Consider the following 26256-nt stretch of genomic DNA (forward strand, 5'->3'; position numbering starts at 1 on the left):
CTGTACTGATACCAAGCGATGTGCTCAAAGGCCAATGCTTGGAGAGGGTATAAAAAACAAGGCCCCTTATACCTATATGTATAAAGGGCCAATTTGTGTTCGTTAGAGGCTACAAAAGTTAGCTTACAGTATAGCGCTGCGCTTTGTCGCGGTAGCCGCTGATGCGGTGCGGCGTGATAAGGTTGCGCTCATGATCGAGCACATCACCACCTAAACTGTCTGCAATACGCTGGACAGTTTGCAGCATTAAATTAAAGTTCTGATCGGCACGGCCTAATTCACAAGGCAGCATCAGATAAAATGCCACGCCCGGTGTTTCAAAGCTTTCACTACCACCTTCAGGGAAGTGGGCCGGGTGAACCATATTGGTTACCGTAAAGATTGCCGGCCCTGTGCCCGCCGCATCAACATGGCGGTGGTACACCGAGTTTTCACCAAAGATCAGATGGTTTTGCTCAAAAGCGTTAAACAGTCGGCTGCCACGGAACATCTCACCATTACGGGCATGGACATTCAGTACCAAGTAATCTGGTGGTAGCACTTCTTGCTCGGCGGGCTGCTCTGGCTCTTCAACTTGCAAAGTTTGCTCTATGACAGGCTCTGCAGCTGGAGCAATAACAACCTCTTCAGTTTTTTCAGACTCTTCAGGCTTAACCTTGTCATCTGCCTCAACCTTGTTAGCAGATTCAGTTATCACAGACTCGGTAGCAGAAACCACTGGCTCGGCACTTTCAGTTTCGGCTTTAGCTGCTTGAACTGGTTCCTCAAGTGTGACCTGCTCTGCAGTGGCAACATTTAGCACAGGCTCAACCTTCTCGGTCACCTTCAATGTTGGCTCTGGGGCTACGGCTTTAGGTGCCGGCTGCTCTTGAGCTTGTGCTTGCGGCTCTGATACCCGCTCAGGTTCTAGAGCTGGTTTTGGCTCAGCTGCAGGTTGCTTGGCAACTTCCTGCGGTTCGATGGCTACTGATACAGGCTCTGGCGCATCTACAGCCGTCATTGCCACTGAGCTCGGGGCGCTTTGCCCTTGAGCAGGAGCAATGTCTTTCATTGCAGGACCGTCCAGCAATGGATCAGCATCCAATTTTGCACCAAAGTGCAATTCGGGTTCTTTCCTTTCATGACGAGGTGCTTCAACCGGTGCAGTGTCGGAGCCTACTACCCTGACACTGCCCACACCATCCTTATCAAAACCTTCCGAATCTCGGGAAGACTTGTCCAACTTACCCAGTGGCTTCTCACCAAATTTTGCAGGCTTTTCCTTTCTACTGCTCCATAATCCATGAAGCAATAATCCTGCAATGGCAAGCGCACCGACAATAATAAGAACCAGACGCAATTCCTGCATACGAATACTCTGAATTTACTTGTAACCCACTACCGGGTAAATCAACATCTAGATTACAGCCACTGATAGCCAGTGGGTAACCTCTACTACTTAGCTTGTTACTTTTTATCATAGCCACTCATCTAACAATGACAAAAAAGTGCAAATTAAAAAGCCAACTACAGCCCTTCACTGAAGTAGTGTACATCAGTCATTATGGACTTAACTTTACTCTAATGTATCAAAACTCAAATCAGAATGAGAAGGTGAAAGTCGTTATTCGTGCAAGATAGTGCTGCCGAGCACAAAAATGAACAAGCTTTGACCATTTTTGCCGTCATCCGACCGTTACCAAACGGCGTTAATTTGCTTATAGCTATTAATCACCGTTACTATCAAGCCAAGAATGATTATGTCTTTAACCTTTTCGACTTGCCAAGGAGCCTTTATGCAATCTACCCGGCAGCCCCGCCCCCAGCTAACAGCCCCATTAAGTGGTGCCGGTTATTTCTTTCGTGGCATTTCACTGGCGACCCAACCCGGAACGCGTCGCTTTGTCCTGTTTCCGCTATTAATCAACATTGTACTGTTTGGCACAGCCTTCGGGTTGGTGCTTAGCCAGCTGGGTACTTGGATTGACGGCTGGATGAACCAGCTACCAAGCTGGCTTGATTGGCTGTCTTATTTACTGTGGCCACTTTTAGCCATTGCAACCTTGGTTACCTTCTCCTATTTATTCAGTACTATCGCCAACTGGATTGCCGCGCCATTCAATGGCCTGCTCGCCGAACACCTAGAAGCTAAACTGACAGGGCAAAAGGCACCAGATACAGGGATCACCGGAGTGATGAAAGATCTTCCTCGGATCATGCACCGTGAGTGGATCAAGCTTAAGTACTACCTGCCAAAAGCGATTGGGCTTTTCATCCTACTGTGGATCCCTGCCATCGGTCAGACCGTCGGCCCAGTGCTTTGGTTCTTATTCAGTGCTTGGATGATGAGTATCCAGTACGCCGACTACCCGTTCGACAACCATAAAGTGCCATTCCCAACCATGCGTGATGCGCTAAAAACCAAGCGAGGCACCTCACTGAGTTTCGGCAGCCTAGTAATGCTTTGCACCATGACCCCAATCCTCAACCTTTTCGTGATGCCAGTTGCGGTATGCGGCGCAACAGCAATGTGGGTTGACCATTACCGCGAGCAGCATAAGAATTATTAAAATAGATCCTAGAAGCTAGATCCTGGTTCCTAGATGAGTTCTGGGTTCTGGGTTCTGGGTTCTGCTAAAGCGTTGAGTGATAGTTTTATTGCACCAAGTTTTTTACTCTTCAGCTTTTCCTAGGAACTAGGATCTGTTCTTCCTAGGTTCTGCCTTTCACTTTTCCTAGGTACTAGGTTCTGCCTTTCGCTCTTCCCAGGAACTAGGGCCTGTTCTTCCTAGGTTCTGCCTTTCGCTCTTCCCAGGAACTAGGATCTGTTCTTCCCAGGATCTGCCTTTCACTCTTCCCAAGACTTATCGATTTACACGAAATTTTCCGTCCCCACCTTAGTCACTTGGCCTTACATACTGATGTTCCCATATAACAATAAGATATAACCACAAATTACTTTGCAAACCTCGTTTAAGGGTTATGCTTAACGTGTCTTATGTTTTTAAACGCGTTACGAAGGAACGACAACAATGAGCAAGATCTACGAAGATAACTCCCTGACAATTGGTAATACTCCGCTCGTTCGCCTTAACCGAGTAAGTAAAGGAAACGTCTTGGCTAAGGTTGAAGCCCGTAACCCGAGCTTCAGCGTTAAATGTCGTATCGGTGCCAATATGATTTGGGATGCCGAGAAGAAAGGTATTTTGAAAGAAGGTGTTGAACTTGTTGAGCCAACAAGTGGTAACACAGGTATTGCTCTTGCGTTTGTTGCTTCAGCTCGTGGCTACAAACTAACGCTTACCATGCCTGAGAGCATGAGCCTTGAGCGTCGTAAGCTACTCAAAGCATTGGGTGCAAACCTTGTTCTAACTGAAGCGCCAAAAGGCATGAAAGGTGCTATCGAAAAAGCAGAAGAAATTGTTGCATCTAACCCAGACAAGTACTTACTGCTGCAGCAGTTCAACAACCCAGCTAACCCAGAAATCCACGAAAAGACCACTGGCCCTGAACTATGGGATGCCACCGAAGGTGAAATTGACGTCTTCGTTTCAGGCGTAGGTACCGGTGGTACTCTGACCGGTGTGAGCCGCTATATCAAACAGCAAAAAGGTAAGGCAATTACCACAGTCGCTGTAGAGCCAACCGAGTCACCAGTTATCACCCAGGCGCTAAATGGTGATGAAATCAAACCTGCCCCGCACAAAATCCAAGGTATCGGTGCCGGCTTTATCCCTGGCAACCTAGATCTTGAATTGATTGACGAAGTTGAGCGTGTAAGCTCAGAAGATGCAATTGATATGGCACGTCGCCTGATGGAAGAAGAAGGTATCCTGGCAGGTATTTCTTCTGGCGCCGCAGTAGTAGCAGCAAACCGCATTGCAGAACGTCCAGAATTTGCAGGTAAAAATATCGTTGTTGTGCTACCGAGTTCAGGTGAGCGTTACCTCTCATCTGCACTGTTTGCCGGTATCTTTACAGAAAAAGAAACCCAACAGTGATCACACTTTCACATGTTGACGTAACGAATGTTACCCAAAAGCCTCCCTATGGGGGGCTTTTTTGTTGCATTTTGACCGTAGCTTTAATATAAATCCGTTGTGTTTTATTTCTAGCTTCAAAATAAAGCGGTCAAAAAACGGACGGCAAGAGGTTAGAACAGAGAGAAAAGTCACAAAAAATTGACTTGGATTAAGCTCAAACACCGAACTGTTGGGTAGTTTATAATCCCAGATAGCGAGCTTAGCATAAACAGGTTAAGCTTACTTTCAGTTACGTTAATATTAAATAAATAATATCTATATCGGGGTGAAAAATGTATCAGAAGCAAGTTGAGATCACTGCAGAAAACGGTCTACACACTCGTCCAGCTGCTCAGTTCGTTAAAGAAGCTAAAGGCTTCGACGCTGACATCACAGTGACTTCAAACGGCAAAAGCGCAAGCGCTAAGAGCCTATTCAAGCTTCAGACTCTAGGTCTAGTAAAAGGCACAGTAGTAACTATCTCTGCTGAAGGTGCTCAAGCTCAACAAGCTGTTGACCACCTAGTTGCTCTAATGGATGAACTGCACTAATCCGCAGTCCGTTTATTACTTCCCCTAGTTTTAAGTCAATTTAAGGTAAGGCTATGATTTCAGGTATCCTGGCATCTCCTGGTATTGCTTTTGGTAAAGCACTACTTCTGCAGGAAGAAGAGATTGTTCTAAACAAAGCTCCTGTCGCTGCAGACCAAATCGAGAACGAAATTCAGCGTTTCTTCGATGCTCGAAAAAAATCTTCTGAGCAACTAGAAGTTATCAAAGAAAAAGCACGTGCAACCTTCGGTGAAGAGAAGGAAGCCATCTTTGAAGGCCACATCATGCTGCTGGAAGATGAAGAGCTTGAAGAAGAAATCATAGCCTTCATTAAAGACAATAATGCTTCAGCAGATCTTGCGATTCACTCTATCATCGAAGAGCAAGCATCTACGCTAGAATCATTGGATGATGAATACCTAAAAGAGCGCGCAACGGACATCCGTGATATCGGTAACCGCTTTGTGAAAAACGCACTAGGTATCAGCATCGTAAACCTAAGCGCTATCAACGAAGAAGTTATCCTGGTTGCTAACGACCTGACACCTTCTGAAACGGCGCAAATCAACCTAGATTACGTTCTTGGCTTCATTACTGATATCGGTGGCCGTACGTCGCACACCTCTATCATGGCGCGTTCTCTAGAGCTACCTGCAATCGTAGGTACTAACGACATTACAGCTCAGGTTAAGAACGGCGACATGCTGATTCTTGATGCAATCAACAACACGATTGTTATCAACCCATCTGAAGCTGAACTAACCAAATTCAAAGCGATCCGTGACTCACACATTGCCGAAAAAGAAGAGCTGGCTAAGCTGAAAGACCTACCAGCTATCACGCTTGACGGCAAGCAAGTGGAAGTTTGCGGTAACATCGGTACAGTTAAAGACTGTGACGGCGTTAACCGTAACGGTGGTGAAGGTGTTGGCCTTTACCGTACCGAATTCCTGTTCATGGACCGCGACGCGCTTCCTACCGAGGAAGAGCAGTACGCAGCTTACAAAGAAGTTGCGGAAGCAATGCACGGCGAGCCAGTGATTATCCGTACTATGGATATCGGTGGTGACAAAGATCTACCGTACATGGATCTGCCACAAGAAATGAACCCATTCCTAGGCTGGCGTGCGGTTCGTATCAGCCTTGACCGTCGCGAGATCCTACGTGACCAGCTACGCGGTATCCTACGTGCATCTGCACACGGTAAGATCCGCATCATGTTCCCGATGATTATCTCTGTTGAAGAGATCCGCGAACTGAAAGCTGCGATTGAAGAATACAAAGCTGAGCTTCGTGCTGAAGGCCACGCGTTCGACGAAAACATCGAAATCGGTGTAATGGTTGAGACCCCTGCTGCTGCAGCGATTGCTCACCACCTAGCAAAAGAAGTTGAGTTCTTTAGTATTGGTACTAACGACTTAACCCAGTATACTCTTGCTGTTGACCGTGGTAATGAGCTGATTTCTCACCTTTACAACCCACTATCACCTGCAGTCCTAACTGTGATCAAGCAAGTTATCGATGCTTCTCACAAAGAAGGCAAGTGGACAGGTATGTGTGGCGAGCTAGCGGGTGATGAGCGTGCAACCCTACTACTACTAGGTATGGGTCTGGACGAATTCAGCATGAGTGGAATTTCGATTCCTCGCGTTAAGAAGATTATCCGCAACGCTAACTTTGCTGATGTTAAAGCAATGGCTGAGCAGGCGCTTGCTATGCCTACTGCTGCTGAAATTGAAGCTCACGTAGAAAAATTCATCGCAGAAAAGACCATCTGCTAATATAGCTGCAGATAGAATAAAAACGCTTAGGAGCAACGATATGGGTCTGTTTGACAAACTTAAGAAGCTGGTTTCTGATGACAACACTGAAGCTGGTGCTATCGAAATCATCGCACCACTTTCTGGTGAAATTGTAAACATCGAAGATGTGCCAGATGTTGTTTTCGCAGAGAAAATCGTTGGTGACGGTATCGCTATCAAACCTGCTGGCAACAAAATGGTTGCACCAGTAAACGGTACTATCGGCAAGATCTTCGAAACTAACCACGCTTTCTCTATCGAGTCTGACGACGGCATCGAGCTATTCGTTCACTTCGGTATCGACACTGTTGAACTGAAAGGTGAAGGCTTCACTCGCATCGCTGAAGAAGGCCAAACAGTTAAAGTTGGTGACACTATCATCGAATTCGATCTAGCACTTCTAGAAGAGAAAGCGAAGTCAACTCTGACTCCAGTTGTTATCTCTAACATGGACGAAATCAAAGAGCTGAACAAACTTTCTGGCGCAACGACTGTGGGTGAAACTCCAGTTCTTCGCATCAAGAAGTAAGATTGTCACAATCTTTGCCAAAAGCGCTGCCCTCGGGTGGCGCTTTTTGTTTGTATCAAGATCCTAAGGGCGAGGGCTTAGTTCCTGGATCCTAGAACCTAGAAAAGAGCTGAGAGTTTGAGGTTAGAGTTAGCTCTTAGCTCAAAACACCAGTATTAAGCATTGCTTCTGCTTTTCGCTCTTCATGCTCTTCATGCTCTTCATGCTCTTCATGCTCTTGCCAGGAACTAGGATCTAGGAACTGTGCTCTTCCCAACTATCTTCTAGAAACAAAAAAATCCCCGATAGATATCGAGGATTTGTCATTTAATCTAATACAGCTATTGCTCTTCCAAGGGCCCAGGGCCTTCTATTCCTAAAGCCCTTTGTCTAGGAGCTAGGAACCAGGATCTAGCAACCCGCTCTTACAACGAATTCAGCATCTCAACCGATGGCGCGAAGAAGTAAGCACCAGTTACAGCGGTAGTGAAACGTAGAAGCTGGTCAGTTTTACCGTCTGTGTGGCCGTACATGCTCTCTAGCATGGCTTTGAAGTTGTGCTGGGTATTGCAGTAGGCAATGAAAAGCAAACCGTGGTCGCCGCTTACAGAGCCGTATGGCAGGCTGTGGCGGACAATCTTAAGGCCTTTGCCTTCTTCTTTGATATCTACACGGCCAACGTGCGAAGCTGCCGGTACATCTTCCAACTCAACAGAGTCAGGCTTGGTGCGGCCAACCACTTTTTCCTGGGCCTGGATATTCAAGCGGTTCCAAGCTGGCAGATTATGGACAAAGCGCTGCAGCATCACAAAGCTACCACCGGTAAAATCACCTTCTTTAATCAAGGCGACATCCTGGCGGGCTTCCAGCGTTTTCGGGTTCTCGGTACCGTCGATGAAATCGGTCATATCACGTGAATCTAGGTATTTGAAACCGTACGTTTCATCCATGATTTCAACATGCTCGGCAATAGGTGAGACGAACTGGCGCAGCAGGTAAAAGTTCAAGTCGTGGCGGCTCGAATTGACGTGAAGCAGCACGTCGCCACCAGTTGCAGGAGCCGTCACTTGGCCCTCACCTAGCGGGGTAAAATCATCAAACTCTGCTGGCATACCTTTTTCTAGCGATGCCCAAAACGCCTTACCAAACGCGATACTCGCACGTAGCTCGGCACCTGGCTGTTGACTGTTGATCTCTTCAACCAATGTATGGACTTGCTGACAGCGCTCTACAAGTGCCTTGTTATCACCTGTTGCCTTCATGACAACATATAATGCAAATGGTCCTGCTTCAGGCAAAATCAAAGGTTGTGCCGTAGCCATATTTTTCTCCTAGTTTATTATCATTGCTGTACCAGCGTTATACCGCCTAAAGTATATCGATAATACAGCAAGGAAAATTGATCATTGTCAGCAGAGTGGGGTTACATAACTCGAATCAATGTGTGTCTCATAGTGATTTTCAATAACTTTAGCTACCACCTCAAGCACATTTCCGCCTAATTGCCGTCTTTACTGAACGAAATAGACGCTGAAAAATGCTGAAATGTTCAACTTGTGTCTATTTTGACCTGCTAAGATGGATTAAAATTTATACATACACAACACATTAGCTGATACCAATAACAAGGATAAGATCATGGAGACAGGTTCATCATCATTTCCAACCAAAGATGTGGCCGGTACCCTCTACCAAGCCAAGCAAACCCAAAAGCTGATAGACACACACCAAAACAGTACGAATAAATTCGAAGATGATCCGAAAAAGGATCCCGACACAGTGGTGATCTCAGCCGACAATAAGGCCCAAACCCAAGAAGATCGCTTGATCATAAAAAAGAAAGTGGCAGATGCGATTAACGACCATCGGCCAAAACCGGACTTCTACAGCCAGAGCATCACTCCCGATCCGGGGACCGCTAGCGGTAATGTCCTTGATACCTCGGTGTAACGTTTTGGCCTTACTATAAACGCAAAAAAGCCCGCATTTTTATGCGGGCTTTAAACATTGAGAGGCAATAACAGCTTTATACCGATGTTACTTCCACCTGAAGCTTCACTTGCTGGTCGCCGTTGTTATCCAAACCTTCAAACATGGTTGGCGCATTCAGGCCTGTTGATAACGTTGGAGACACCAGTGTACGCCAGCCACCATCATCTAAACGCTCTTGAACTTTGAACGCAATTTTCACTTCTTCTGCCGAGACTTCCAGTAATTCTGCGCTACCGACCAGCTCGCGGCTGCTTTCTTCACTATCGATGTTACTACCAAAGAAGACAGTCTCTTCTCCAGGTAGCAGTGACAGTGATGTATTCACCGATTGAGTGCTGCCAGATGCGCCAGTTAGTTCAAAATTCACATCTAGTAGCCAATCAGCCATGGCTAACGGGCTTAGCAGTGCGCTAAACAGCACCAACCCTTTACCCCAATCATTCATCGTACTTACCTCTCTACGGGCTTGTCCGCAAATGTATTTCTGACCCTTGAGCTTCTGAGCAGGTACCCTCCTAGCCAGAATGTCAGCAGCAGGCTGACTGCCCGGGTCCAGCTGAAGGCCCCGTGGGTCAACATCAGCTGATACATTTGCAAAACACAATCTGTGGCATAGCTCAGCATCAGGATCCCTTTCCCATGCAGCCATACGTAATTTATTAGTTTTTTATTTTTGTGTCGGTATCCGGCCATCCACATATAGATAAGTGCCGGAAGGCCTATCATCATTGCCAGATAAAGGTTTTCTCGCAATGGATACAAAATCTCTAAGACTTGGGCTCCTTGCTGGCGGCTTGCACCTGCCATAACAAAAATGACCCAGCCTTTGGCACTGAACAACCAACATAGCCATAGCATGGCGGATGGTTTCAACAAGCCATGCTTGTCGTAGGCGTCTATCGGATATAACACTCACTTTCCCCGTTTCTCACTGCTTAATGTGCAATGGAGCTTTACCCTTGGTATTTCAATAGCCAAATTTGTTTTTTGGCTGTCATGGGCATGATTTTTTTTTACAGGGGCCGATATAACAACACTGTTCAGTACTAGGCACACCTTAATCTATCTAGTCACAACTACCACCCAAAGAGGTAAATTCTGTGGTTCAACGCACTATTTGGGTGTTCGTCTTGTCGGAATGATCACGTTTTGTGGGATGAGATTGACGAAATTTCTAGTTTTATTACAAAAGTCACATCAGGAATAATTATGCTCAACTGCCAATACTTTAGTGGAATAATCATTGTAATTCATCATGTTAATGAATATTAATACAAACCCCACCCTGTTCATATTTTATTCAGCTGATGTAAGATTCCTACCTCTTTTGAAGGAGGTAAATTACAGCGATGTGCCATTTGTTCATGTCACGGTATACTCAGGCTAGCAAAATAATGTATAGGACAAACGATGGCCACCAAGAAGAGTCAAGGGACACCTTCCCCTGAAACCCAAGCAGAAGCAATGAAGATTGCCCGCGCGACGCAGAAGCCGGGACAGACCAAAGAACAAACCAAACTGATCGCCCAGGGGATCCAGCACGGTATAGAGCAATACAAGAAACAACAAAAGGCCAAAGCCCGTGAGCGAGACAAGCTACGCAAGAAGCAGGTGAGAGATAGAACACAAGACGTCGAGCAAACCACTCCAAACACGCCAGCGGTAGAACAAGTGGTTGTTAGCAAGCAGAACTGGCTGCCTTGGCTATTACTTATCGCCTCTTGGATAGGGTTTATTGGCTTCCTTCAACTTGGCTAACACATCTAAGGAGTCATGGATGATTCAACAACAAGTTTTTCGTTATATTCCTCTGGTAGCACTGATGACCGTACTAACCGGTTGTGGCAGTCCAGATTCAGCCCATAGCAGCGCCGTTAGAGTCAACCAAGCCTGTGGCGAAAAGCCAAATTGCGTCAGCACCTTGGATAACCGTGAAGAACACGCCCTAACACCTTTTGAACTCAGTAATACAGGGCTGGAGCAGTGGGCGCAGATAGAGCAATTGGCCCTTTCCCTTCCCGGCGCCTCCCTTGCCAAACGTTCCGAGGATTACCTTCATATAGAATGCACCAGCAAAGTGTTTCGTTTTGTTGATGATTTTGAAGTACAGCGTCAGTCAGGCCAACTTACCGTGCGCTCGGAGTCCCGTACCGGGTATTCTGATTTCGGGGTAAACCGCGAACGTGCCGAGGCTTTCCGACAGTTGTTAAATGAGGCCGGTTACCTGAAAAAATAACACCTGACATTACACCCTTAAATTATTGCAAATAATTCTCATTTAGATCTAAAATAAAGCCAGTTCTTGATGGAAGATCGTTATGAGTATCGCCAGTTATTTGTTGTTCAGTATCTTGGGGCTCCTTAACATGCTCGTCATTCAGGGGATAGAAGCTATTGTATTGGCTCCTGATGCTTCCTCAGGGCTCACTTCATGGTTAGTGATCGATGGCATCTGGTTAACCTTGATTGCCATCGGTCTATACCAATGGTGTAAAGGCTAATCACACAAGCATTAAAAAAGCCATGCAACAGATGCATGGCTTTGATTATTACGGCGAACTGAACGCTGCCGCTAGATATTTTTGTCCTTGCCCAATGACAATAGCCAGACGCAAATCACAGCTACCGCAGCAAAACCAGACAGGATGATCACAGGCATGGCCGCATAGCCCAGTACATGCCAGAAGATTGATTCTAATGTACTCATTGTTGCTCCTTATCTGAGGCTTACTGCCAGCCTTCAATACCCGACATGTCAGGCAATTTGTGGGCAATACCCTTGTGGCAATCTACACAAGTCTTGTCGCCCGATGCCAGCGCCGTAGAGTGCTGCTTAGCACTACGGCTACCCTGCTCGGAAAAGTCCATGAACTCGAATTCGTGACAGTTACGACACTCTTGCGAGTCATTTTCTTTCATCCGGTGCCATTCGCGGTTAGCTAGGTGGCTTCGCCTTGCCTCGAACTTCTCTTGCGTATCAATGGTTCCCATCGCATGGGCCACCAGCTCTTTCGAAGCCTGCACCTTACGCACAATTTTGTCCGTCCAGTTGTGTGGTACGTGACAGTCAGAACAGATAGCACGAACGCCGGAGCGGTTGGCATAGTGAACCGTTTCACGGATCTCTTTGACAATCGGTGCATGGCAGCCAGCACAGAACTCTTCGGTGTTAGTCGCTTCCATACCGGTGTTAAATGCGCCCCAGAACAGCAAGCCGCCCATAAAACCCATGAACAAGACCAGACCGACAGCCACTTTACTTGGCGAGGAGAACCTGCGCCAAAATGTTTTCAATAGTTTCATCTTATAGCCCCTTTAGCACTGACGGCTATAATTAGCGCAACGCATCAACACGCTGGAAATCATTTTCAACCAATGGCTTAGCATCTGCCTGCGGTACGTGGCACTGCAAACAGAAGTAGCGTGCTGGTGACACATCAGACAACACCTGGCCTTCGCGTGGTGACTGGTAGTGAGTCACACTGATCTTGGTCGCGCCCATTTCGTTAGCATTTTTCCAGCTGTGACAAGCCAAACACTTATTGGCATTCTTCGATACTTCGTAGTTACGGATCGTGTGCGGTACCAAAGGTGGCTGGTAAACATAATCGCTGTCGATCGTACCCTGATCACGCGGGTAACGCTTCATTGGATCCGCCGCACGGGTCGCTTCCAGCTCGCTGGCACCACGCAGTGACTCAAGACCACCGATACCACCTGGGTTGTGCAACTCTTCTGCACTGTGTACAGCACCAGCCAGCATCATGCCTAATGCCATTACTGCTAGAACTAATCGTTTCATTGTATTCTCCGCCTACAGGCTAAATTCAGGTCAAGGTAGGGCTGTCCGGCAAAAAGCCAGACAACCAACCTCTTCAATTTGTTGCTTTTTATACTTTGGTGATCTTCACAGGGCACTTCTTGAAGTCGGTCTGCTTGGACAGCGGATCGGTTGCATCAAGAATCAACTTGTTCACCAAAATACGGGCATCAAAGAATGGAATGAATACCAAGCCCGCAGGTGGACGGTTACGGCCACGGGTCTCAACACGACAGCGCACTTCACCACGGCGAGAAGCAACCAGCACTTCATCACCACGACGCAGGCCTCGAGACTCAGCATCATCTGGGTGGATGTAACACAACGCATCCGGCACCGCTTTGTAAAGCTCAGGAACACGACGCGTCATGGTGCCTGTGTGCCAATGCTCTAGAACACGCCCGGTTGACATCCATAGGTCATATTCTGCATCTGGCACTTCCGGTGCTGGCTCGAACGGGGCAAAGATGATATTCGCCTTACCGTCTTTATGGCCGTAGAAACGGAAACCTGCACCTGCCGGTACGTATGAATCATGACCTTCAGAGAAACGCCACTGGGTCTCTTTGCCGTCAACAACCGGCCAACGCAGGCCACGTACCTGATGGTATGTATCGTAAGGTGCCAAGTCGTGCGCCTTACCGCGACCGAATGCCGCGTATTCTTCGAACAGACCTTTCTGCACGTAGAAACCTTGCGCTTTGGCATCATCGTTCAATGGCTGGGTTTCAGACATTGGGAATTTATCGACCTGACCGTTACGGAACAGGATGTCGTACATGGTCTTGCCACGGTACTGTGGTGCTTTCGCCAGTAGCTCTTCACCCCACACTTCCTCAACCTTAAAGCGCTTGGAAAATTCCATGATCTGCCAAAGGTCAGACTTAGACTCGCCCTGGGTTTCAACCTGCTGGTACCATGCCTGAGTACGACGTTCGGCGTTACCGTAGGCGCCTTCTTTTTCTACCCACATAGCGGTTGGTAGAACAAGATCAGCCGCTTGTGCTGTTGCCGTTGGGTATGGGTCTGAACACACAATGAAGTTCTCTGGGTTACGGTAACCCGGCAGACGCTCTTCGTTGATGTTAGGGCCTGCCTGCATGTTGTTGTTACACATTACCCAGTAGGCATTCATCTTGCCGTCTTTCAGCATACGGTCGTGCAGTACCGCGTGGTAACCCGGCTTAGGCGGGATCGTACCTTCTGGCAGTTTCCAAATTTTCTCTGCAACTGCACGGTGCTTAGGATTCGCGACAACCATGTCGGCTGGCAGACGGTGAGCAAAGGTACCCACCTCACGCGCTGTACCACAAGCCGATGGCTGACCCGTTAGCGAGAATGGGCTGTTACCCGGCTGCGAGATCTTACCGGTTAGCAGGTGGATGTTGTAAACCAAGCTGTTCATCCACACACCACGGGTGTGCTGGTTCATACCCATGGTCCACAGTGACATCACCTTGGTGTTTGGATCAGCGTACTGCTTCGCTAGCTCGATCAGCTTCTCTTGTGATACACCCGACATTTCAGAGGCTTTCTCGACCGTGTACTCGGCAACAGAGGCTTTATACTCTTCGAACGTCATCGCGTGCATCTTGCCAGAGTTAGCGTTCTTCGCTTTCTGCTGGCGAGGATCTTCGTCACGCAAGCCGTAACCGATGTCAGTGTCAGCACGCTTGAAGTTAGTGTGCTTGTTCACGAAATCCCAGTTAACTGCATCATTCTGGATGATGTAGTTGGCAATAAAGTTACCAATCGCAAGGTCGGTCTGCGGCTCAAAGATCATGCCGTTGTCAGCCAACTCGAACGAGCGGTGGTAGTAAGTCGACAGCACGTTCACTTTAACGTGTGGGTTGCTCAGGCGGCGATCAGTCAAACGGGTCCACAATACTGGGTGCATCTCCGCCATGTTCGAGCCCCAAAGCACGAACGAGTCTGCATTTTCGAAGTCATCGTAACAGCCCATCGGCTCATCGATACCGAAGGTACGCATGAAGCCAACAACCGCAGAAGCCATACAGTGACGGGCGTTCGGGTCGATGTTGTTAGAACGGAAACCTGCTTTCATCATTTTCGATGCAGCATAGCCTTCCATTACTGTCCACTGGCCCGAGCCAAACATACCTACGCCAGAAGGACCGTGCTTCTTCAGCGCTTCTTTCCACTTCTCGGCCATCACGTCGAACGCCTGATCCCAAGATACTGGCTGGAAGTCGCCTTCTTTGTCGTACTTACCGTCTTTCATGCGCAGCATCGGCGTCTGTAGACGATCCTTGCCGTACATGATCTTCGATAGGAAGTAACCCTTGATACAGTTCAGGCCTTTGTTTACAGCAGCTTCTGGGTCACCCTGAGTAGCGACCACTCGGCCATTCTGCGTACCGACCAGTACTGAACAACCTGTACCACAAAAACGACAAGGCGCTTTATCCCACTTAATTTTGGTTTCGTCAGAACTAACGATTAAGTTAGTTGCTGATGCTGGCAGCGAGATCCCCGCTACGGCTGCTGCCGATGCAGCGGCGTTTGCTTTCACAAACGCACGTCTTGTCATTTTCATGAATCTTCCTCAGATTGCGAGTCGAAGTGTTCGATTTGGTGATACACTAAAAACGTGGTTAAAACGTGTTCTAAGTTATTGATTTTATCTATGGTGTCGGTCACGTAGCCCTGGTTTTCGGTTTCCAGAACCACAACGACCTTCCCTTCTTCACTGTCGCCGTAAATTTCTGCATTCGGCATTGCTGCGATCTGCTCTTTGACAGAGGCCAGATACTCCGGCTTTACATGAACAACCAAGCTGGAAATGTGTACTTCTTGTAATGCCATCGCTAATTCTCTTCGTTATCGTGATTCACCATGGTGATCGCCGATGCCGGGCAAACCGACACACAGCCACCACATCCTGTGCAAACTGAGGTATCCAGTTCAGGACGGGCAACGCCGCCCAATTGCAGTTTGAACCGAATCGCCATCACCTCGCAGGCATCGCCGCAGCTTCGACACTCAATATTTTGGTGGGCCAGGCAACCCTCATTAACCTGTGCCACCAAAGGCCATGGCTGCTCTGATTGCGGCTGAAACAACGGCTCGGGACAAGCCTCTGCACAGCGGTAACAGAATGTGCACTCACCAAGCTGAAAGTCGACAGCAGGAAAACCACCGTCGCCTTTGGCAATAATCTGTGTTTCACATGCATTGATACACTTGTTGCACCGGGTACAGGTGTCGGTGAAGATTTCTTCATCGACCACCCAGGGCATTCGCTGCAGGTCAGGCTTGCGACGCCGCGTCAACAACCGACGACGGGAACGATCAAACATTGACTCAGTCCTTCGTAAAATATTATTAATAAAAATAGTGATTACGGGCAGCAGCTTGGCTATATAAAGCAAGGTGTACCAATAAACCGCTTAAATGAATTACAACAAATATTCACAAGCTGTCATTTTTTTACACGACAAGTGTAAATCCCGTAATAAATGCTTAAATACCTAGTAAGGGCTAATTAGGGGCTAAATTTGTCTTGGATCAATAAATTCAAATGCGCGCCCTCTCAGTATAAAAAAGCCAAGTTTTCTTTGAAGCGGCTAGCATTTATCTCAATTGCATTGAAAATCACCATTCCGTCTATTAAATATAGACCAGACTTAAACAGAAAAACGTTTTCTCCTTATCTTTAAGATAACGATTTAAAAGGAAAATCTGTGAAAAATAGGCCTCTAAAGCCCGTCACTACAACGATTGCCAGAGCCATGCTCGCAATCTTGCTTCTTTCTGTGGTTACCACCAGCTTTGCCCTGCTCACCCTTGCATCTAGCTTGAACGATGCCGAGGCGGTCAATGTGTCCGGTTCATTGCGCATGCAAAGCTACCGATTGGCCTACGATATCCAGACTCAATCTCCCCATCTGGAAGCCCATTTGGATATGTTCGAAAAGTCCTTGTTCTCGCCATCAATGGCAGCATTGGAGCACTGGACGGTACCGACCAATATCAAGATGCATTACTACAACCTGATCGGCCGTTGGGAAGATCTGCATCCCTTGTTGCATGATGGCAACGAGCGGCTATTTCTCAGCGAAGTTGCCAAATTTGTCGACCGAATCGACCAATTTGTCTACGAGTTACAAGAGTTTTCGATCATCAAGCTTCAGGTGTTGTCAGTGGTCGGAGGGCTGGGTTTGAGCCTGATCCTCATCGCTGCGCTGTTCACCATTCACTTTACCCAGCGCAAAATCGTCACCCCACTCAACCAGATGGTCACCGCCAGCGAACAAATCCAGGAAGGGAAATTCGACCTCACTCTCGATGTCAAAAGTGACAACGAACTGGGCATCCTAGCTGGTACTTTTACCACTATGGCGACAGAACTCGGCAAGCTGTACCGAAATCTGGAAATGAAAGTCGATGAGAAGACTCGGCGCCTGCGCCAAGCCAATGACTCACTACAGGTGCTCTATGACTGCTCGCAAGAGCTCTCGCAAAGCCGCCTAAGCACCAAGAATTTCGCCGTTATGCTCGAAACCTTGCTCGATATAGAGGGGCTGACCGCCGCCAAGCTAATCATTGAAGAAAACACCGGCAACAACACCGAAATCACCGCTGGCGAACCCTCTGGCAATAACTGGCATTACCATGACCTAGATCTTGATGGCCAGGTACTCGGCCAACTGTGGTGGCAAGACACCCTGCCATGCCCAGATAAGAGTTTGATAGAGAACATTTCCCGTACACTGGCCAGAGGGATTTACTACAACCGAGCCCAGAAACAATCGGAACAATTATTATTGATGGAAGAGCGTGCTACGATTGCACGTGAACTTCACGATTCTTTGGCACAATCACTGTCTTATCTCAAAATCCAAGTTACCCTGCTAAAAAGGCAACTTGGCCAAGGTGATCAGCAGCAGACTATGGCGATCATCAGTGATATTGATCAGGGGCTATCAGGGGCTTACACCCAGCTAAGAGAGTTATTGAGTACTTTCCGCCTGACAATCAAAGAAGCAAATTTTGGTGAAGCATTGGTAGAGATGCTAAAACCATTGGAAGAGCAGAGTAATGCTTTGTTGATTATTGATAACCAACTTTCATCACTGAGCTTAGATGCCCACCACCAGGTGCACCTACTGCAACTGATCAGGGAAGCAGTACTAAACGCAATCAAACATGCCCAGGCAGATGAAATCATTGTTACCTGCCTGCAAGAGTTGGATACAGTCACAATCACTATCAGTGATGACGGAATAGGTTTCAATCCGGCCAATGAAAAACTCAATCATTATGGCCTTGCAATTATGACCGAGCGGGCATCACGCCTTCACGGTACACTGGAAATTAATACAACCAAGGGCACTGGCTGCGAAGTCACCCTTCAATTTCAGCCCGAATCCCAAGGATAACAATATGACGTGTTGGAAAATTATGATTGTTGATGATCACCCGTTAATGCGCAGGGGGATCAGCCAGCTTCTTAGCTTTGAAAACGATTTCGAGATGGTTGGCGAAGCCAGCAACGGTGCCGATGCCGTACTGCTCGCCCAGGAGAAAGAACCCGATTTGATCCTGCTTGACCTCAACATGAAGGGCATGTCTGGTCTCGATACCCTCAATGCGATGCGCGCCGAGGGAATTCAGGCTCGAATTGTCGTATTGACTGTTTCCGATAGCCGATCCGACGTTAAGGCCCTGGTCAACGCCGGCGCCGATGGCTACCTATTGAAAGATACCGAGCCGGATCAACTTATTGCCCTGCTTAAACAAGCTATGTGCGGCGGGCAGGCTTTCAGTGATCTGGTACGTGAATATCTGGCCGACAGTGCCGAGCAAGACTCCCTGCTCGATACCCTAACCGACAGAGAAATGCAGATCCTAAAAGAAGTGGCTAAGGGTTACCGCAACAAGCAGATTGCCGATAACCTATTCATTTCAGAGGCGACGGTTAAGGTACATATGAAAAGCTTGCTGAAAAAACTGCAGGTAAAATCAAGGACTGCCGCCACAGTGCTTTACTTGGAATCACAAGGTCAGTAATGGGAAAAGTCGGGGCTCTGACTGCTTTACTGTCGACTATGCTATTGGCGGGGTGCAGTACCTCGCCTCTGCTTGTTGATGCCAACAGCGTGGTATTAACTTGGGATGCCAATGATATACAAAATACCTGTGAGAGACGGGGGACGCTTATCGGCTCACAGGGGAGTTGGTATAATTATTGGTTTATCAGTGACAGGGATTTGACCCAAGGCGCTCTGAACCAACTGCGCAATCAGGCTGCGGGATTGGGTGCCAATACAGTTTCATTGTACAGCCCACCGGATTTTTCGACGTCTGTGACATTAATTGGCAATGCCTACTATTGCGAATAACCCAGATATAAAAAAACCGCACGAGTGCGGTTTTTTTATTAGCTCGAGACGGAAGAGATAATATCCCTTTCTTTCGATTCAACCCATTGAACATCAAAGGGTCCCCAGTCGCTTAGCTGGTAATAGCCATCATTGTGGCGCTTACCATCTTGGATAAACGCCAATTCAATGCCAAAACCTGGCAGGGCTTTAAGAACATCCTGAATGGTACGACGTGGCCAACCGGTAATTTCAATCAGCTTAGGAACATTGGGACGATCAAGCTGCTCCACAAGCAAAGCAAGATAAAGACGACGGGCAAAAACCGGATTCAATTCCATTGAGACCTCCATAATTTGAGGTTTTATTATTCCGACTTCTGCCTGCAGGGTGTTGAGTTTGATCAAAATGAGGGAAGATTTCCCTGTTTTGGTCGTCATTTTCGGTGATCGCGGTCGCAAAATTTAGGAACGTGCCATTTGAGAAACAAAAAAGACATGTTTAAACAACAACTTGAAATATCACACAAAAATAACTCTCTGGCCAAATTGTAGGCGCAAATAATTAATGCGCCCACTGTGAACTCAGGCCCTAAACTAGAAAGTGTAACCGGCGGTTACCATAAAGACCCACGGGTCGATATCGGTGCTGATCTTCTGAGACTCACCAGCGGCCTTAAACTTCACATCAGTACCGATATCGGCATACCATACCGAAGCACCAAAGAACCAGTTATCCTTCACCTGGTAATCGATACCTACATTGGCGGCAAGGCCCCAGGAATCTTCCAATTTAAGATCACTCAACTCAGCACTTTCACCGGTGCCATTAAAATCTTCATTGAAGAAAGTAGTGTAGTTGAAGCCAGCACCGATATATGGACGGAATTTGCTACTGCTGTCCATAAAATAGTACTGAAGCATCAGTGTCGGTGGCAAGTGTTCAACTTCTGCAATTTTACCGACACCGTTTAGAGAAACACTGTGCCTGAACGGGGTTGCCGCCAGCAGCTCAATACTGATGTTGTCTGTCAGCATGTAACCCACAGTGATACCTAGCTGGGTGTTTGAATCGATACCAAACTCACCGAGACCAAGTACATCATCACTGCTTTCGTTCGGAACCACCGTTGCCGTACCGGCACGGACCAAGATGTCACCTTGCTTGTGTGCCATAGCCTGAGGGGCTGCCATTATTGCGGCTAGGATAGCGACGGTACATAGATTCTTTTTCATTATTATTGACTCCATTCCTTTTGAATCCCGACATGGGGAAAAATTGGGCTTCACGTTAAGCGGGTCAAAATGTAACCATTTAGAAACACACTCGTATTGATTGAAATCAATTTATAAAAATTAGTGATAACAAATAACTTTTGATACAGATCAATTACTTACAACAGATACATTGCACGAAAGACGTGTGCAGCAAAAAATGTAACCAACTCCACCCAAAAACATTTAAGTGGCTCGCATAAATTGCCATCGAGCAGTAGTCGTCTTACTATCTGGCAGCACTTTTTTGTTACCGATAAATATGCTCATAGACACTTATCAATACTCTCCCCCAGCGCTTCTCTCCTATACTTTTTGACAAACCCGCGATCAATCATTGGAGCTGCTATGACCCCTGCTTTCTGGTGCATTATCACCATGATATTGATTAACTATTTACTGGCAGGTGTCGGCGGCTGGTTAACCGTCCGCCAAACCGGCAAGCTTGATATCAACCAACCACGAATCCAAGACCGAGAGCTCACTGGTGCTGCCTCGCGGGTAAAAGCCGCACAAGCCAATGGCTGGGAGATCCTCTCTGTATTCTCAAGCTGCGTTTTCATCGCCCATTTGGCAGGGGTACCCGCCCATGAATCAGCCCTCCCCGCGTATCTGTTTATCATCAGCCGGGTGCTTTACTTCATTTGCTATGCTTTCAAGCTAAGCCCATGGCGAACCATCGTTTTTGTGCTGGGGATATTAGCGAATATGTGGCTGATTAAACTGGCTATCCACTATGGCGGCTGAAGCCATTGCACCCCATGTCTATTCCCGCTATAAAGGGAGACCAAGTTCACAAAATAAGTCAGCCAGAATAACTATGAGTACAATTGCTTACGGCATCAAAAATTGCGACACCATCAAGAAAATGAAGAAGTGGTTAGAAGCCGAAAACATCGAATACACCTTCCATGACTACCGTGCCGACGGCCTTGACCGTGGCATGCTAGAGCAGTTTGAGGCCGAGCTGGGCTGGGAAGCCATGGTCAACAAGCGCGGTACAACTTACCGCCAGCTGAGCGATGAGCAAAAAGCCGGCCTTGATCAGCAAAGCGCGATCGAATTGATGCTGGAGCACCCAGCAATGATCAAGCGCCCGCTGTTGGTTCACAATAACAGCTACCACTTGGGCTTCAAGCCAGCCCAGTACCAAGAAATCTTCCAAACGAATTAAGAAAGGATACAAGGATGTCAGATAGCCCGGTTCTCGCCCTGGCGAAAGACTTTATCAGCCGTCAGTCAGTAACCCCTGAAGATGCTGGCTGCCAGGACGTGATGATCGAGCGCCTGGAAAAGCTCGGTTTTAATATCGAAACCATGGTGTTCGAAGATACCACCAACCTCTGGGCCCGCCGCGGCACGGAAGCTCCACTATTTGTCTTTGCCGGCCATACCGATGTGGTACCAGCCGGTAACCTTGATAAATGGCATACCGCACCTTTCGAGCCAACCATCATCGACGGCTACCTGCATGGCCGCGGCGCTGCTGATATGAAAGGTTCACTGGCCTGTATGATTGTAGCGATTGAGCGATTCCTTGCCGAAAACCCTGATCACAAAGGTTCTATCGCTTTGTTGATCACCTCGGACGAAGAAGGTCCGTTCATCAATGGTACGACCCGTGTGATTGATACACTGGAAGCCCGTAATGAAAAAATCGACATGTGTATTGTCGGTGAACCATCAAGCACCCATGCTGTGGGCGATGTAGTGAAGAACGGCCGCCGTGGTTCGATTACTGGCGATGTGAATATCAAAGGTACCCAGGGCCATGTTGCCTACCCGCATCTAGCCGATAACCCGGTTCACCGTGCTATGCCTGCACTGGCCGAACTGGCCGCGACAACGTGGGACAACGGTAATGCCTACTTCCCACCGACCAGCTTCCAGATCGCCAACCTGTCTGCCGGCACCGGCGCATCGAACGTTATCCCGGGTGAGTTCCATGTGCAGTTCAACTTCCGCTTCAGCACCGAGCTAACCGCCGATGACATCAAGCGCAAGGTTCACTCGGTACTCGATGCTCACGGCCTTGATTACGACTTAGCCTGGACTTTCAGCGGTCATCCGTTCTTAACCGACGAAGGAAGCTTGCTTGATGCCGTTGTGGAATCCATCGAGGAAGTGAATCACAAAAAACCAGAACTACTGACCACCGGCGGTACCTCCGATGGCCGTTTCATTGCCCGTACCGGCGCGCAGGTTATCGAGCTCGGCCCTGTCAACGCAACCATCCACAAAGTGAATGAGTGTGTGAAAGTCGCTGATCTGGAAAAGCTGACCGACATGTACCAGAAAGTGATGGAAAAAGTCCTTTAATGGTTAGCCACCCAAGCCAAGCCCGGCAGCACACTGCCGGGCAACTGACCGGGCAAGAGACAAGTCACCTGGTCTCTGTTAACCCAGACGGCGGGCATCCTTTTGTCCACCAGCAAATGCTACCCGCATTTGAGGCATTAAAAGAAGCAGCCAATATTGCTGGTTTTGATCTCCAGATTGCTAGTGCCTTTCGTCCGTTCGAGCGCCAGCTGCTAATTTGGAACAACAAATATTCCGGCAAGCGCCCGCTGTTTGATAGCAACAGCCAGCTGCTTGACCCAAGCTCCCTTACTGAGCTTGAAAAAATCCACGCGATAATGCGTTGGTCTGCCCTACCCGGCGCAAGCCGCCACCATTGGGGCACCGATCTTGATGTCTACGCGGCAAACTGCCTACCGGCGGGTGTACAACTACAGCTTGAGCCTTGGGAGTACCAGACCGGAGGCCACCAAGCCGAGTTCAGCCAATGGCTCAGTGGCAATATGAAGCGCTTTGGCTTCTACCTGCCCTATGCAGAAGATCGCCATGGCGTCGCCTGCGAACCCTGGCATATCAGCTACTTCCCGGTTAGCAAATATTTACTTTCACAGCTCACGCCAGACCTGCTCAAGCGCACACTTAGCCAATTTGAGCTTGAAGGAAAGTCGCACATCCTAGAAAACCTTGATAGTCTTTATAGTAGGTACATAGAGAATATCTGTGAGGTGTAAATGGAATGGCTACTCAACCCGTGGGTTATCAGCATCATCGTCGTCAGCGTGGTGGCAGGTAATATTGCGGCGCTGAAATACACCGCTAACATGAAATTTGGCTACAAGGACAAAGTCAAATACATGTACGACAAGAGCAAGCGCGAACAAGAACTTGATGAGCTGATCGAGAAACAAGCAGCTAACGACGAAAACCAAGACTTAAAAAAACTCAAAGATCAGGCATAAAAAAACGAGAGCGTGACGCTCTCGTTTTTTTATATCTAAATCAGTCTGACTCAAAGCTATTCGGAGCAATGAGTTCTAAGTCAGTTTATCTAGAACAATGAGCACTTGCGATGCAGTAATAGATAAACTGACAACGAAATCATTGTTACGAACGAGGGAGGTAGTCTGCGACGCCTACCCACTTATAGCTCGTCAGCTCTTCCAGCCCCATCGGGCCACGGGCATGCAGTTTCTGGGTCGATACCGCCACTTCTGCCCCTAGGCCAAACTGCGCGCCATCGGTAAAGCGCGTTGACGCATTCACATAAACGGCTGCAGAACCTGCTGCATTAACAAAACGCTCTGCCGCCATCAAATCATTGGTCATGATCGCATCAGAATGGCTGGCATTATGTTTGCGCATGTGGGCAATCGCCTCTTCCACATCTTTAACGATCTTGATCCCTAGCGTGAAACTCAACCATTCAGTGTCGAAGTCTCCTTCAGCAATACGTCGCAGGCTTGCCGCTTTACCTTCAAGTAGCTCGTAGGCATTCTCGTCAGCTACCATATCCACATTGCTGGCATTCAGGCGCTCCGCCAAACGAGGCAAGAAAGCTTCTGCCACCTGCTCGCTAACCAACAGAGTATCAAGGGCATTACAGGCCGATGGACGCTGTACCTTGGCGTTCTCCACTACATCAAGGGTACGAGACAAATCTGCCGTTGCATCTACATACACATGGCTGATACCAAAACCGCCGATGATCACCGGAATCGTGCTGTTTTCCTTACACATCTTGTGCAAGCCAGCACCACCACGCGGGATGATCATATCAACGTATTGATCCATCTTCAGCAACTGGGAAACCAGCTCACGGTCTGGTTTTTCAATGTACTGTACCGAAGCCGTTGGCAGCCCTGCTTTCTCAAGTGCTACCTGGATCACTTTGACCAGTTCCATATTGGAGTGGAAAGTCTCGCGACCACCGCGCAGAATACTGGCGTTACCCGTTTTCAGGCACAGCGCTGCAATATCAATGGTAACATTTGGGCGAGCTTCATAGATCACACCGACAACACCAAGAGGGACACGACGTCGGCTCAGGCGCATACCGTTTTCCAGTACCTTGCTATCTAGCTCGGCACCAACTGGATCATTTAGGCTGATCACATTGCGCACGTCGTTAGCAATCCCCGCCAAACGGTCGGCATTGAGCAATAGACGGTCTACCAAAGCATCGGTCATACCTGCTTCTTTTGCCGCTGCGATATCTTTGGCGTTAGCAGCCAAAATAACATCTTGGTTGGCTTCCAGCTCATCGGCAATCACAGCCAATGCACGGTTTTTCTGTTCGGTTGCTGCCGTTGCCAGTTCAAAAGCAGCCTGCTGCGCCGCTTGGCCCATCAGTTCAAGATTCATGTTCTTTTCCCTTACGTTTTAATAGGTGTTAGATGACTACCAAGTCGTCACGGTGTACAGCAACAGGGCCATATTCATAACCCAACACCTGATAAATATCCTGGCTGTGTTTGCCGGCAATTTTCGCCAAATCTTTACTCGAGTAACGGCTAATACCCCTTGCCAGCAGTTCGCCTTGGGCATTAAAGATCCTAGCCACTTCGCCACGCTCGAACTCACCTTTTACTTCGGTGATCCCTTTCGATAGCAAACTACTGCCTCGCTGTTGTACAGCTGCCGCTGCACCTTGGTCGATCACAATATCACCCGCTGGTGGGGGACCAGCCAAGATCCAACGCTTACGGCTTTCAAGCGGTGATTCCAGTGGCAAGAAGCGTGTACCGACCGAAATGCCTTGGACCAGATCAGCCACCACATCCGGGCGACTCCCTGCAGCGATAATCACTTCGATACCCGCACGGCGGGCAACATCCGCAGCCTGCAACTTAGTGGCCATACCGCCAGTACCAAGTCCACCAACACTGCCACCGGCGATCTTGCGCAGGGTTTCGTCGATGGTATGGACCTCGCGGATCAGCTCTGCCTCCGGGTTATTACGCGGATCGGCAGTAAACAGCCCCGGCTGATCGGTCAGCAGAAGTAGCTTATCGGCACCAGCCAAAATACCCACCAATGCCGACAAATTGTCGTTATCACCGACTTTGATTTCAGTCGTAGCTACCGCATCGTTTTCGTTAACAACCGGAATAATGCCGTTATCCAGCAGGGCAACAAGCATATCGCGGGCGTTAAGGTAACGTTCACGATCATCTAGATCAGCACGGGTGAGCAGCATCTGCCCCACGTGTAGGCCATAGATACCGAACAGGCTTTCCCATTCTTGGATCAGGCGGCTCTGGCCAACAGCAGCCAAAAGCTGCTTGCTCGCCATGTTCTTGGGCAGTTCGGGGTATCCTAAATGTTCGCGGCCGGCGGCAATGGCGCCTGAAGTTACAATAATGACCTTGTGGCCCTGCCGACGCAGTTGTGCGCACTGACGAACCAACTCAACCATATGGGCACGATCCAGCTTTAGCGTACCGCCAGTCAATACGCTGGTACCCAGCTTGACCACGATAGTCTGTGAACTGTGCCTAACCTCTTGGTTTTGAGACCCATCTTTGGAGTCTGCGGTTACCAAGTCCTTGTTTTGCTCATTTAGGATATTTGTCTCTGCCATGGGGATAAAACAAAAAGAAAAGTAGAATGATGTTGTATCAATACCCTTTATAAATCACAAGAAAAATGCGCCAATCAGGCGCATTT

Annotated in this window: 31 protein-coding genes; 17 read left to right on the forward strand and 14 right to left on the reverse strand. The window is 48.2% G+C overall.

Annotated elements, in window-relative coordinates; translation table 11 throughout:
• Positions 1 to 118: 118 nt before the first annotated feature.
• Positions 119 to 1348, reverse strand: coding sequence for a cell division protein ZipA (gene zipA, locus ACXAD4_RS14610; protein ID WP_475242385.1), 1230 nt, complete (start codon positions 1346 to 1348; stop codon positions 119 to 121).
• Positions 1349 to 1775: 427 nt separating this feature from the next.
• Here zipA and cysZ point away from each other — a divergent pair, with 427 nt between their 5' ends.
• From cysZ to crr, 5 genes are all read left to right on the forward strand, one after another.
• Positions 1776 to 2549: a sulfate transporter CysZ gene (gene cysZ / locus ACXAD4_RS14615; RefSeq protein ID WP_475242386.1), complete on the forward strand. Its 774-nt coding sequence runs from the start codon at positions 1776 to 1778 to the stop codon at positions 2547 to 2549.
• Positions 2550 to 3011: 462 nt separating this feature from the next.
• Positions 3012 to 3980 carry a cysteine synthase A gene (cysK, locus tag ACXAD4_RS14620; RefSeq protein WP_475242387.1) on the forward strand — a complete coding sequence of 323 codons (969 nt, stop codon included), beginning with the start codon at positions 3012 to 3014 and terminating at the stop codon, positions 3978 to 3980.
• 314 nt (positions 3981 to 4294) lie between these two features.
• On the forward strand, positions 4295 to 4552 hold the full coding sequence (ptsH, locus tag ACXAD4_RS14625; RefSeq protein ID WP_007466533.1) for a phosphocarrier protein Hpr: 258 nt from the start codon (positions 4295 to 4297) through the stop codon (positions 4550 to 4552).
• A gap of 53 nt (positions 4553 to 4605) precedes the next feature.
• The gene (gene ptsI / locus ACXAD4_RS14630) at positions 4606 to 6333 is read left to right on the forward strand and encodes a phosphoenolpyruvate-protein phosphotransferase PtsI (RefSeq protein WP_475242388.1); all 1728 of its coding nucleotides are present in this window, start codon (positions 4606 to 4608) and stop codon (positions 6331 to 6333) included.
• A gap of 40 nt (positions 6334 to 6373) precedes the next feature.
• Positions 6374 to 6883, forward strand: a complete 510-nt coding sequence (crr, locus tag ACXAD4_RS14635; RefSeq protein WP_039460662.1) for a PTS glucose transporter subunit IIA — start codon at positions 6374 to 6376, stop codon at positions 6881 to 6883.
• Between the two features lie 404 nt (positions 6884 to 7287).
• On the opposite strand, the gene ACXAD4_RS14640 is transcribed toward crr, so the two are convergent.
• Positions 7288 to 8184 carry a Dyp-type peroxidase gene (locus tag ACXAD4_RS14640; protein WP_475242389.1) on the reverse strand — a complete coding sequence of 299 codons (897 nt, stop codon included), beginning with the start codon at positions 8182 to 8184 and terminating at the stop codon, positions 7288 to 7290.
• Between the two features lie 316 nt (positions 8185 to 8500).
• Here ACXAD4_RS14640 and ACXAD4_RS14645 point away from each other — a divergent pair, with 316 nt between their 5' ends.
• The gene (locus ACXAD4_RS14645; RefSeq protein ID WP_475242390.1) at positions 8501 to 8812 is read left to right on the forward strand and encodes a hypothetical protein; all 312 of its coding nucleotides are present in this window, start codon (positions 8501 to 8503) and stop codon (positions 8810 to 8812) included.
• Between the two features lie 76 nt (positions 8813 to 8888).
• Here ACXAD4_RS14645 and ACXAD4_RS14650 read toward each other — a convergent pair whose 3' ends face one another.
• Together ACXAD4_RS14650 and ACXAD4_RS14655 are read right to left on the reverse strand one after the other, a co-directional pair.
• The gene (locus ACXAD4_RS14650) at positions 8889 to 9299 is read right to left on the reverse strand and encodes a hypothetical protein (protein ID WP_317523996.1); all 411 of its coding nucleotides are present in this window, start codon (positions 9297 to 9299) and stop codon (positions 8889 to 8891) included.
• A 5-nt stretch (positions 9300 to 9304) separates the two neighbouring features.
• Positions 9305 to 9766, reverse strand: a complete 462-nt coding sequence (locus ACXAD4_RS14655) for a DUF2919 domain-containing protein (RefSeq protein ID WP_475242392.1) — start codon at positions 9764 to 9766, stop codon at positions 9305 to 9307.
• Between the two features lie 498 nt (positions 9767 to 10264).
• Here ACXAD4_RS14655 and ACXAD4_RS14660 point away from each other — a divergent pair, with 498 nt between their 5' ends.
• From ACXAD4_RS14660 to ACXAD4_RS14670, 3 genes are all read left to right on the forward strand, one after another.
• On the forward strand, positions 10265 to 10612 hold the full coding sequence (locus tag ACXAD4_RS14660; RefSeq protein ID WP_475242393.1) for a DUF2956 domain-containing protein: 348 nt from the start codon (positions 10265 to 10267) through the stop codon (positions 10610 to 10612).
• Positions 10613 to 10631: 19 nt separating this feature from the next.
• Positions 10632 to 11090: a DUF1499 domain-containing protein gene (locus tag ACXAD4_RS14665; RefSeq protein WP_475242394.1), complete on the forward strand. Its 459-nt coding sequence runs from the start codon at positions 10632 to 10634 to the stop codon at positions 11088 to 11090.
• 82 nt (positions 11091 to 11172) lie between these two features.
• Positions 11173 to 11355, forward strand: a complete 183-nt coding sequence (locus ACXAD4_RS14670) for a hypothetical protein (protein ID WP_475242395.1) — start codon at positions 11173 to 11175, stop codon at positions 11353 to 11355.
• Between the two features lie 71 nt (positions 11356 to 11426).
• Here ACXAD4_RS14670 and ACXAD4_RS14675 read toward each other — a convergent pair whose 3' ends face one another.
• The 6 genes from ACXAD4_RS14675 to napF form a co-directional block, all read right to left on the reverse strand.
• Positions 11427 to 11561 (reverse strand): TIGR02808 family protein, encoded by a 135-nt coding sequence (locus ACXAD4_RS14675; RefSeq protein WP_107299272.1) that lies wholly within the window; start codon positions 11559 to 11561, stop codon positions 11427 to 11429.
• A gap of 20 nt (positions 11562 to 11581) precedes the next feature.
• Positions 11582 to 12157: a NapC/NirT family cytochrome c gene (locus ACXAD4_RS14680; protein ID WP_475242396.1), complete on the reverse strand. Its 576-nt coding sequence runs from the start codon at positions 12155 to 12157 to the stop codon at positions 11582 to 11584.
• Between the two features lie 31 nt (positions 12158 to 12188).
• On the reverse strand, positions 12189 to 12632 hold the full coding sequence (locus ACXAD4_RS14685) for a nitrate reductase cytochrome c-type subunit (protein WP_475242800.1): 444 nt from the start codon (positions 12630 to 12632) through the stop codon (positions 12189 to 12191).
• Positions 12633 to 12744: 112 nt separating this feature from the next.
• Positions 12745 to 15231, reverse strand: a complete 2487-nt coding sequence (napA, locus tag ACXAD4_RS14690; protein WP_475242397.1) for a periplasmic nitrate reductase subunit alpha — start codon at positions 15229 to 15231, stop codon at positions 12745 to 12747.
• Positions 15228 to 15500: a chaperone NapD gene (locus ACXAD4_RS14695; protein WP_317524005.1), complete on the reverse strand. Its 273-nt coding sequence runs from the start codon at positions 15498 to 15500 to the stop codon at positions 15228 to 15230. Before ACXAD4_RS14695 ends, napA begins: the two co-directional genes overlap by 4 nt.
• Before the next feature lie 2 nt (positions 15501 to 15502).
• Positions 15503 to 15994, reverse strand: coding sequence for a ferredoxin-type protein NapF (gene napF / locus ACXAD4_RS14700; protein ID WP_475242398.1), 492 nt, complete (start codon positions 15992 to 15994; stop codon positions 15503 to 15505).
• Between the two features lie 384 nt (positions 15995 to 16378).
• Between napF and narQ the strand changes: the two genes are divergently transcribed.
• From narQ to ACXAD4_RS14715, 3 genes are read left to right on the forward strand one after another with little or no spacing between them, the layout of a single operon-like run.
• A complete protein-coding gene (gene narQ, locus ACXAD4_RS14705) occupies positions 16379 to 18076 on the forward strand; it encodes a nitrate/nitrite two-component system sensor histidine kinase NarQ (protein WP_475242399.1) in 1698 nt (565 codons plus the stop codon).
• 4 nt (positions 18077 to 18080) lie between these two features.
• The gene (locus ACXAD4_RS14710; RefSeq protein WP_475242400.1) at positions 18081 to 18707 is read left to right on the forward strand and encodes a response regulator; all 627 of its coding nucleotides are present in this window, start codon (positions 18081 to 18083) and stop codon (positions 18705 to 18707) included.
• Positions 18707 to 19039 (forward strand): DUF4156 domain-containing protein, encoded by a 333-nt coding sequence (locus ACXAD4_RS14715; protein WP_475242401.1) that lies wholly within the window; start codon positions 18707 to 18709, stop codon positions 19037 to 19039. The genes ACXAD4_RS14710 and ACXAD4_RS14715 overlap by 1 nt, the downstream gene beginning before the upstream one ends.
• Before the next feature lie 38 nt (positions 19040 to 19077).
• On the opposite strand, the gene ACXAD4_RS14720 is transcribed toward ACXAD4_RS14715, so the two are convergent.
• Together ACXAD4_RS14720 and ompW are read right to left on the reverse strand one after the other, a co-directional pair.
• Positions 19078 to 19359 carry a winged helix-turn-helix domain-containing protein gene (locus tag ACXAD4_RS14720; protein ID WP_475242402.1) on the reverse strand — a complete coding sequence of 94 codons (282 nt, stop codon included), beginning with the start codon at positions 19357 to 19359 and terminating at the stop codon, positions 19078 to 19080.
• A gap of 255 nt (positions 19360 to 19614) precedes the next feature.
• Positions 19615 to 20253 (reverse strand): outer membrane protein OmpW, encoded by a 639-nt coding sequence (gene ompW / locus ACXAD4_RS14725; RefSeq protein WP_475242404.1) that lies wholly within the window; start codon positions 20251 to 20253, stop codon positions 19615 to 19617.
• A 387-nt stretch (positions 20254 to 20640) separates the two neighbouring features.
• Here ompW and ACXAD4_RS14730 point away from each other — a divergent pair, with 387 nt between their 5' ends.
• The 5 genes from ACXAD4_RS14730 (at position 20641) to ACXAD4_RS14750 (ending at position 23549) form a co-directional block, all read left to right on the forward strand.
• Positions 20641 to 21039: an MAPEG family protein gene (locus tag ACXAD4_RS14730; RefSeq protein WP_107299262.1), complete on the forward strand. Its 399-nt coding sequence runs from the start codon at positions 20641 to 20643 to the stop codon at positions 21037 to 21039.
• A gap of 73 nt (positions 21040 to 21112) precedes the next feature.
• Entirely contained in the window at positions 21113 to 21466 is a 354-nt protein-coding gene (locus ACXAD4_RS14735; protein WP_039460641.1) for an ArsC family reductase, read from the forward strand.
• 14 nt (positions 21467 to 21480) lie between these two features.
• On the forward strand, positions 21481 to 22611 hold the full coding sequence (gene dapE, locus ACXAD4_RS14740) for a succinyl-diaminopimelate desuccinylase (protein WP_475242405.1): 1131 nt from the start codon (positions 21481 to 21483) through the stop codon (positions 22609 to 22611).
• Positions 22611 to 23321 (forward strand): M15 family metallopeptidase, encoded by a 711-nt coding sequence (locus tag ACXAD4_RS14745; protein WP_475242407.1) that lies wholly within the window; start codon positions 22611 to 22613, stop codon positions 23319 to 23321. Before dapE ends, ACXAD4_RS14745 begins: the two co-directional genes overlap by 1 nt.
• Positions 23322 to 23549: a DUF2897 family protein gene (locus tag ACXAD4_RS14750; protein WP_475242408.1), complete on the forward strand. Its 228-nt coding sequence runs from the start codon at positions 23322 to 23324 to the stop codon at positions 23547 to 23549.
• Between the two features lie 145 nt (positions 23550 to 23694).
• On the opposite strand, the gene ACXAD4_RS14755 is transcribed toward ACXAD4_RS14750, so the two are convergent.
• Together ACXAD4_RS14755 and proB are read right to left on the reverse strand one after the other, a co-directional pair.
• Positions 23695 to 24951: a glutamate-5-semialdehyde dehydrogenase gene (locus ACXAD4_RS14755; protein ID WP_475242409.1), complete on the reverse strand. Its 1257-nt coding sequence runs from the start codon at positions 24949 to 24951 to the stop codon at positions 23695 to 23697.
• A gap of 28 nt (positions 24952 to 24979) precedes the next feature.
• Positions 24980 to 26170: a glutamate 5-kinase gene (gene proB, locus ACXAD4_RS14760; protein WP_475242410.1), complete on the reverse strand. Its 1191-nt coding sequence runs from the start codon at positions 26168 to 26170 to the stop codon at positions 24980 to 24982.
• Positions 26171 to 26256: the final 86 nt, after the last annotated feature.

It is taken from the genome of Photobacterium sp. AWH4_225, from assembly GCF_056158405.1.

What these genes read in the sequence shown, in the direction of transcription:
- zipA (WP_475242385.1), bottom strand. Translation starts at nt 1,348, where the DNA reads ATGCAGGAATTGCGTCTGGTTCTTATTATTGTCGGTGCGCTTGCCATT.
- cysZ (WP_475242386.1), top strand. Translation starts at nt 1,776, where the DNA reads ATGCAATCTACCCGGCAGCCCCGCCCCCAGCTAACAGCCCCATTAAGT.
- cysK (WP_475242387.1), top strand. Translation starts at nt 3,012, where the DNA reads ATGAGCAAGATCTACGAAGATAACTCCCTGACAATTGGTAATACTCCG.
- ptsH (WP_007466533.1), top strand. Translation starts at nt 4,295, where the DNA reads ATGTATCAGAAGCAAGTTGAGATCACTGCAGAAAACGGTCTACACACT.
- ptsI (WP_475242388.1), top strand. Translation starts at nt 4,606, where the DNA reads ATGATTTCAGGTATCCTGGCATCTCCTGGTATTGCTTTTGGTAAAGCA.
- crr (WP_039460662.1), top strand. Translation starts at nt 6,374, where the DNA reads ATGGGTCTGTTTGACAAACTTAAGAAGCTGGTTTCTGATGACAACACT.
- ACXAD4_RS14640 (WP_475242389.1), bottom strand. Translation starts at nt 8,184, where the DNA reads ATGGCTACGGCACAACCTTTGATTTTGCCTGAAGCAGGACCATTTGCA.
- ACXAD4_RS14645 (WP_475242390.1), top strand. Translation starts at nt 8,501, where the DNA reads ATGGAGACAGGTTCATCATCATTTCCAACCAAAGATGTGGCCGGTACC.
- ACXAD4_RS14650 (WP_317523996.1), bottom strand. Translation starts at nt 9,299, where the DNA reads ATGAATGATTGGGGTAAAGGGTTGGTGCTGTTTAGCGCACTGCTAAGC.
- ACXAD4_RS14660 (WP_475242393.1), top strand. Translation starts at nt 10,265, where the DNA reads ATGGCCACCAAGAAGAGTCAAGGGACACCTTCCCCTGAAACCCAAGCA.
- ACXAD4_RS14665 (WP_475242394.1), top strand. Translation starts at nt 10,632, where the DNA reads ATGATTCAACAACAAGTTTTTCGTTATATTCCTCTGGTAGCACTGATG.
- ACXAD4_RS14670 (WP_475242395.1), top strand. Translation starts at nt 11,173, where the DNA reads ATGAGTATCGCCAGTTATTTGTTGTTCAGTATCTTGGGGCTCCTTAAC.
- ACXAD4_RS14675 (WP_107299272.1), bottom strand. Translation starts at nt 11,561, where the DNA reads ATGAGTACATTAGAATCAATCTTCTGGCATGTACTGGGCTATGCGGCC.
- ACXAD4_RS14680 (WP_475242396.1), bottom strand. Translation starts at nt 12,157, where the DNA reads ATGAAACTATTGAAAACATTTTGGCGCAGGTTCTCCTCGCCAAGTAAA.
- ACXAD4_RS14685 (WP_475242800.1), bottom strand. Translation starts at nt 12,632, where the DNA reads ATGGCATTAGGCATGATGCTGGCTGGTGCTGTACACAGTGCAGAAGAG.
- napA (WP_475242397.1), bottom strand. Translation starts at nt 15,231, where the DNA reads ATGAAAATGACAAGACGTGCGTTTGTGAAAGCAAACGCCGCTGCATCG.
- ACXAD4_RS14695 (WP_317524005.1), bottom strand. Translation starts at nt 15,500, where the DNA reads ATGGCATTACAAGAAGTACACATTTCCAGCTTGGTTGTTCATGTAAAG.
- napF (WP_475242398.1), bottom strand. Translation starts at nt 15,994, where the DNA reads ATGTTTGATCGTTCCCGTCGTCGGTTGTTGACGCGGCGTCGCAAGCCT.
- ACXAD4_RS14710 (WP_475242400.1), top strand. Translation starts at nt 18,081, where the DNA reads ATGACGTGTTGGAAAATTATGATTGTTGATGATCACCCGTTAATGCGC.
- ACXAD4_RS14715 (WP_475242401.1), top strand. Translation starts at nt 18,707, where the DNA reads ATGGGAAAAGTCGGGGCTCTGACTGCTTTACTGTCGACTATGCTATTG.
- ACXAD4_RS14720 (WP_475242402.1), bottom strand. Translation starts at nt 19,359, where the DNA reads ATGGAATTGAATCCGGTTTTTGCCCGTCGTCTTTATCTTGCTTTGCTT.
- ompW (WP_475242404.1), bottom strand. Translation starts at nt 20,253, where the DNA reads ATGAAAAAGAATCTATGTACCGTCGCTATCCTAGCCGCAATAATGGCA.
- ACXAD4_RS14730 (WP_107299262.1), top strand. Translation starts at nt 20,641, where the DNA reads ATGACCCCTGCTTTCTGGTGCATTATCACCATGATATTGATTAACTAT.
- ACXAD4_RS14735 (WP_039460641.1), top strand. Translation starts at nt 21,113, where the DNA reads ATGAGTACAATTGCTTACGGCATCAAAAATTGCGACACCATCAAGAAA.
- dapE (WP_475242405.1), top strand. Translation starts at nt 21,481, where the DNA reads ATGTCAGATAGCCCGGTTCTCGCCCTGGCGAAAGACTTTATCAGCCGT.
- ACXAD4_RS14745 (WP_475242407.1), top strand. Translation starts at nt 22,611, where the DNA reads ATGGTTAGCCACCCAAGCCAAGCCCGGCAGCACACTGCCGGGCAACTG.
- ACXAD4_RS14750 (WP_475242408.1), top strand. Translation starts at nt 23,322, where the DNA reads ATGGAATGGCTACTCAACCCGTGGGTTATCAGCATCATCGTCGTCAGC.
- ACXAD4_RS14755 (WP_475242409.1), bottom strand. Translation starts at nt 24,951, where the DNA reads ATGAATCTTGAACTGATGGGCCAAGCGGCGCAGCAGGCTGCTTTTGAA.
- proB (WP_475242410.1), bottom strand. Translation starts at nt 26,170, where the DNA reads ATGGCAGAGACAAATATCCTAAATGAGCAAAACAAGGACTTGGTAACC.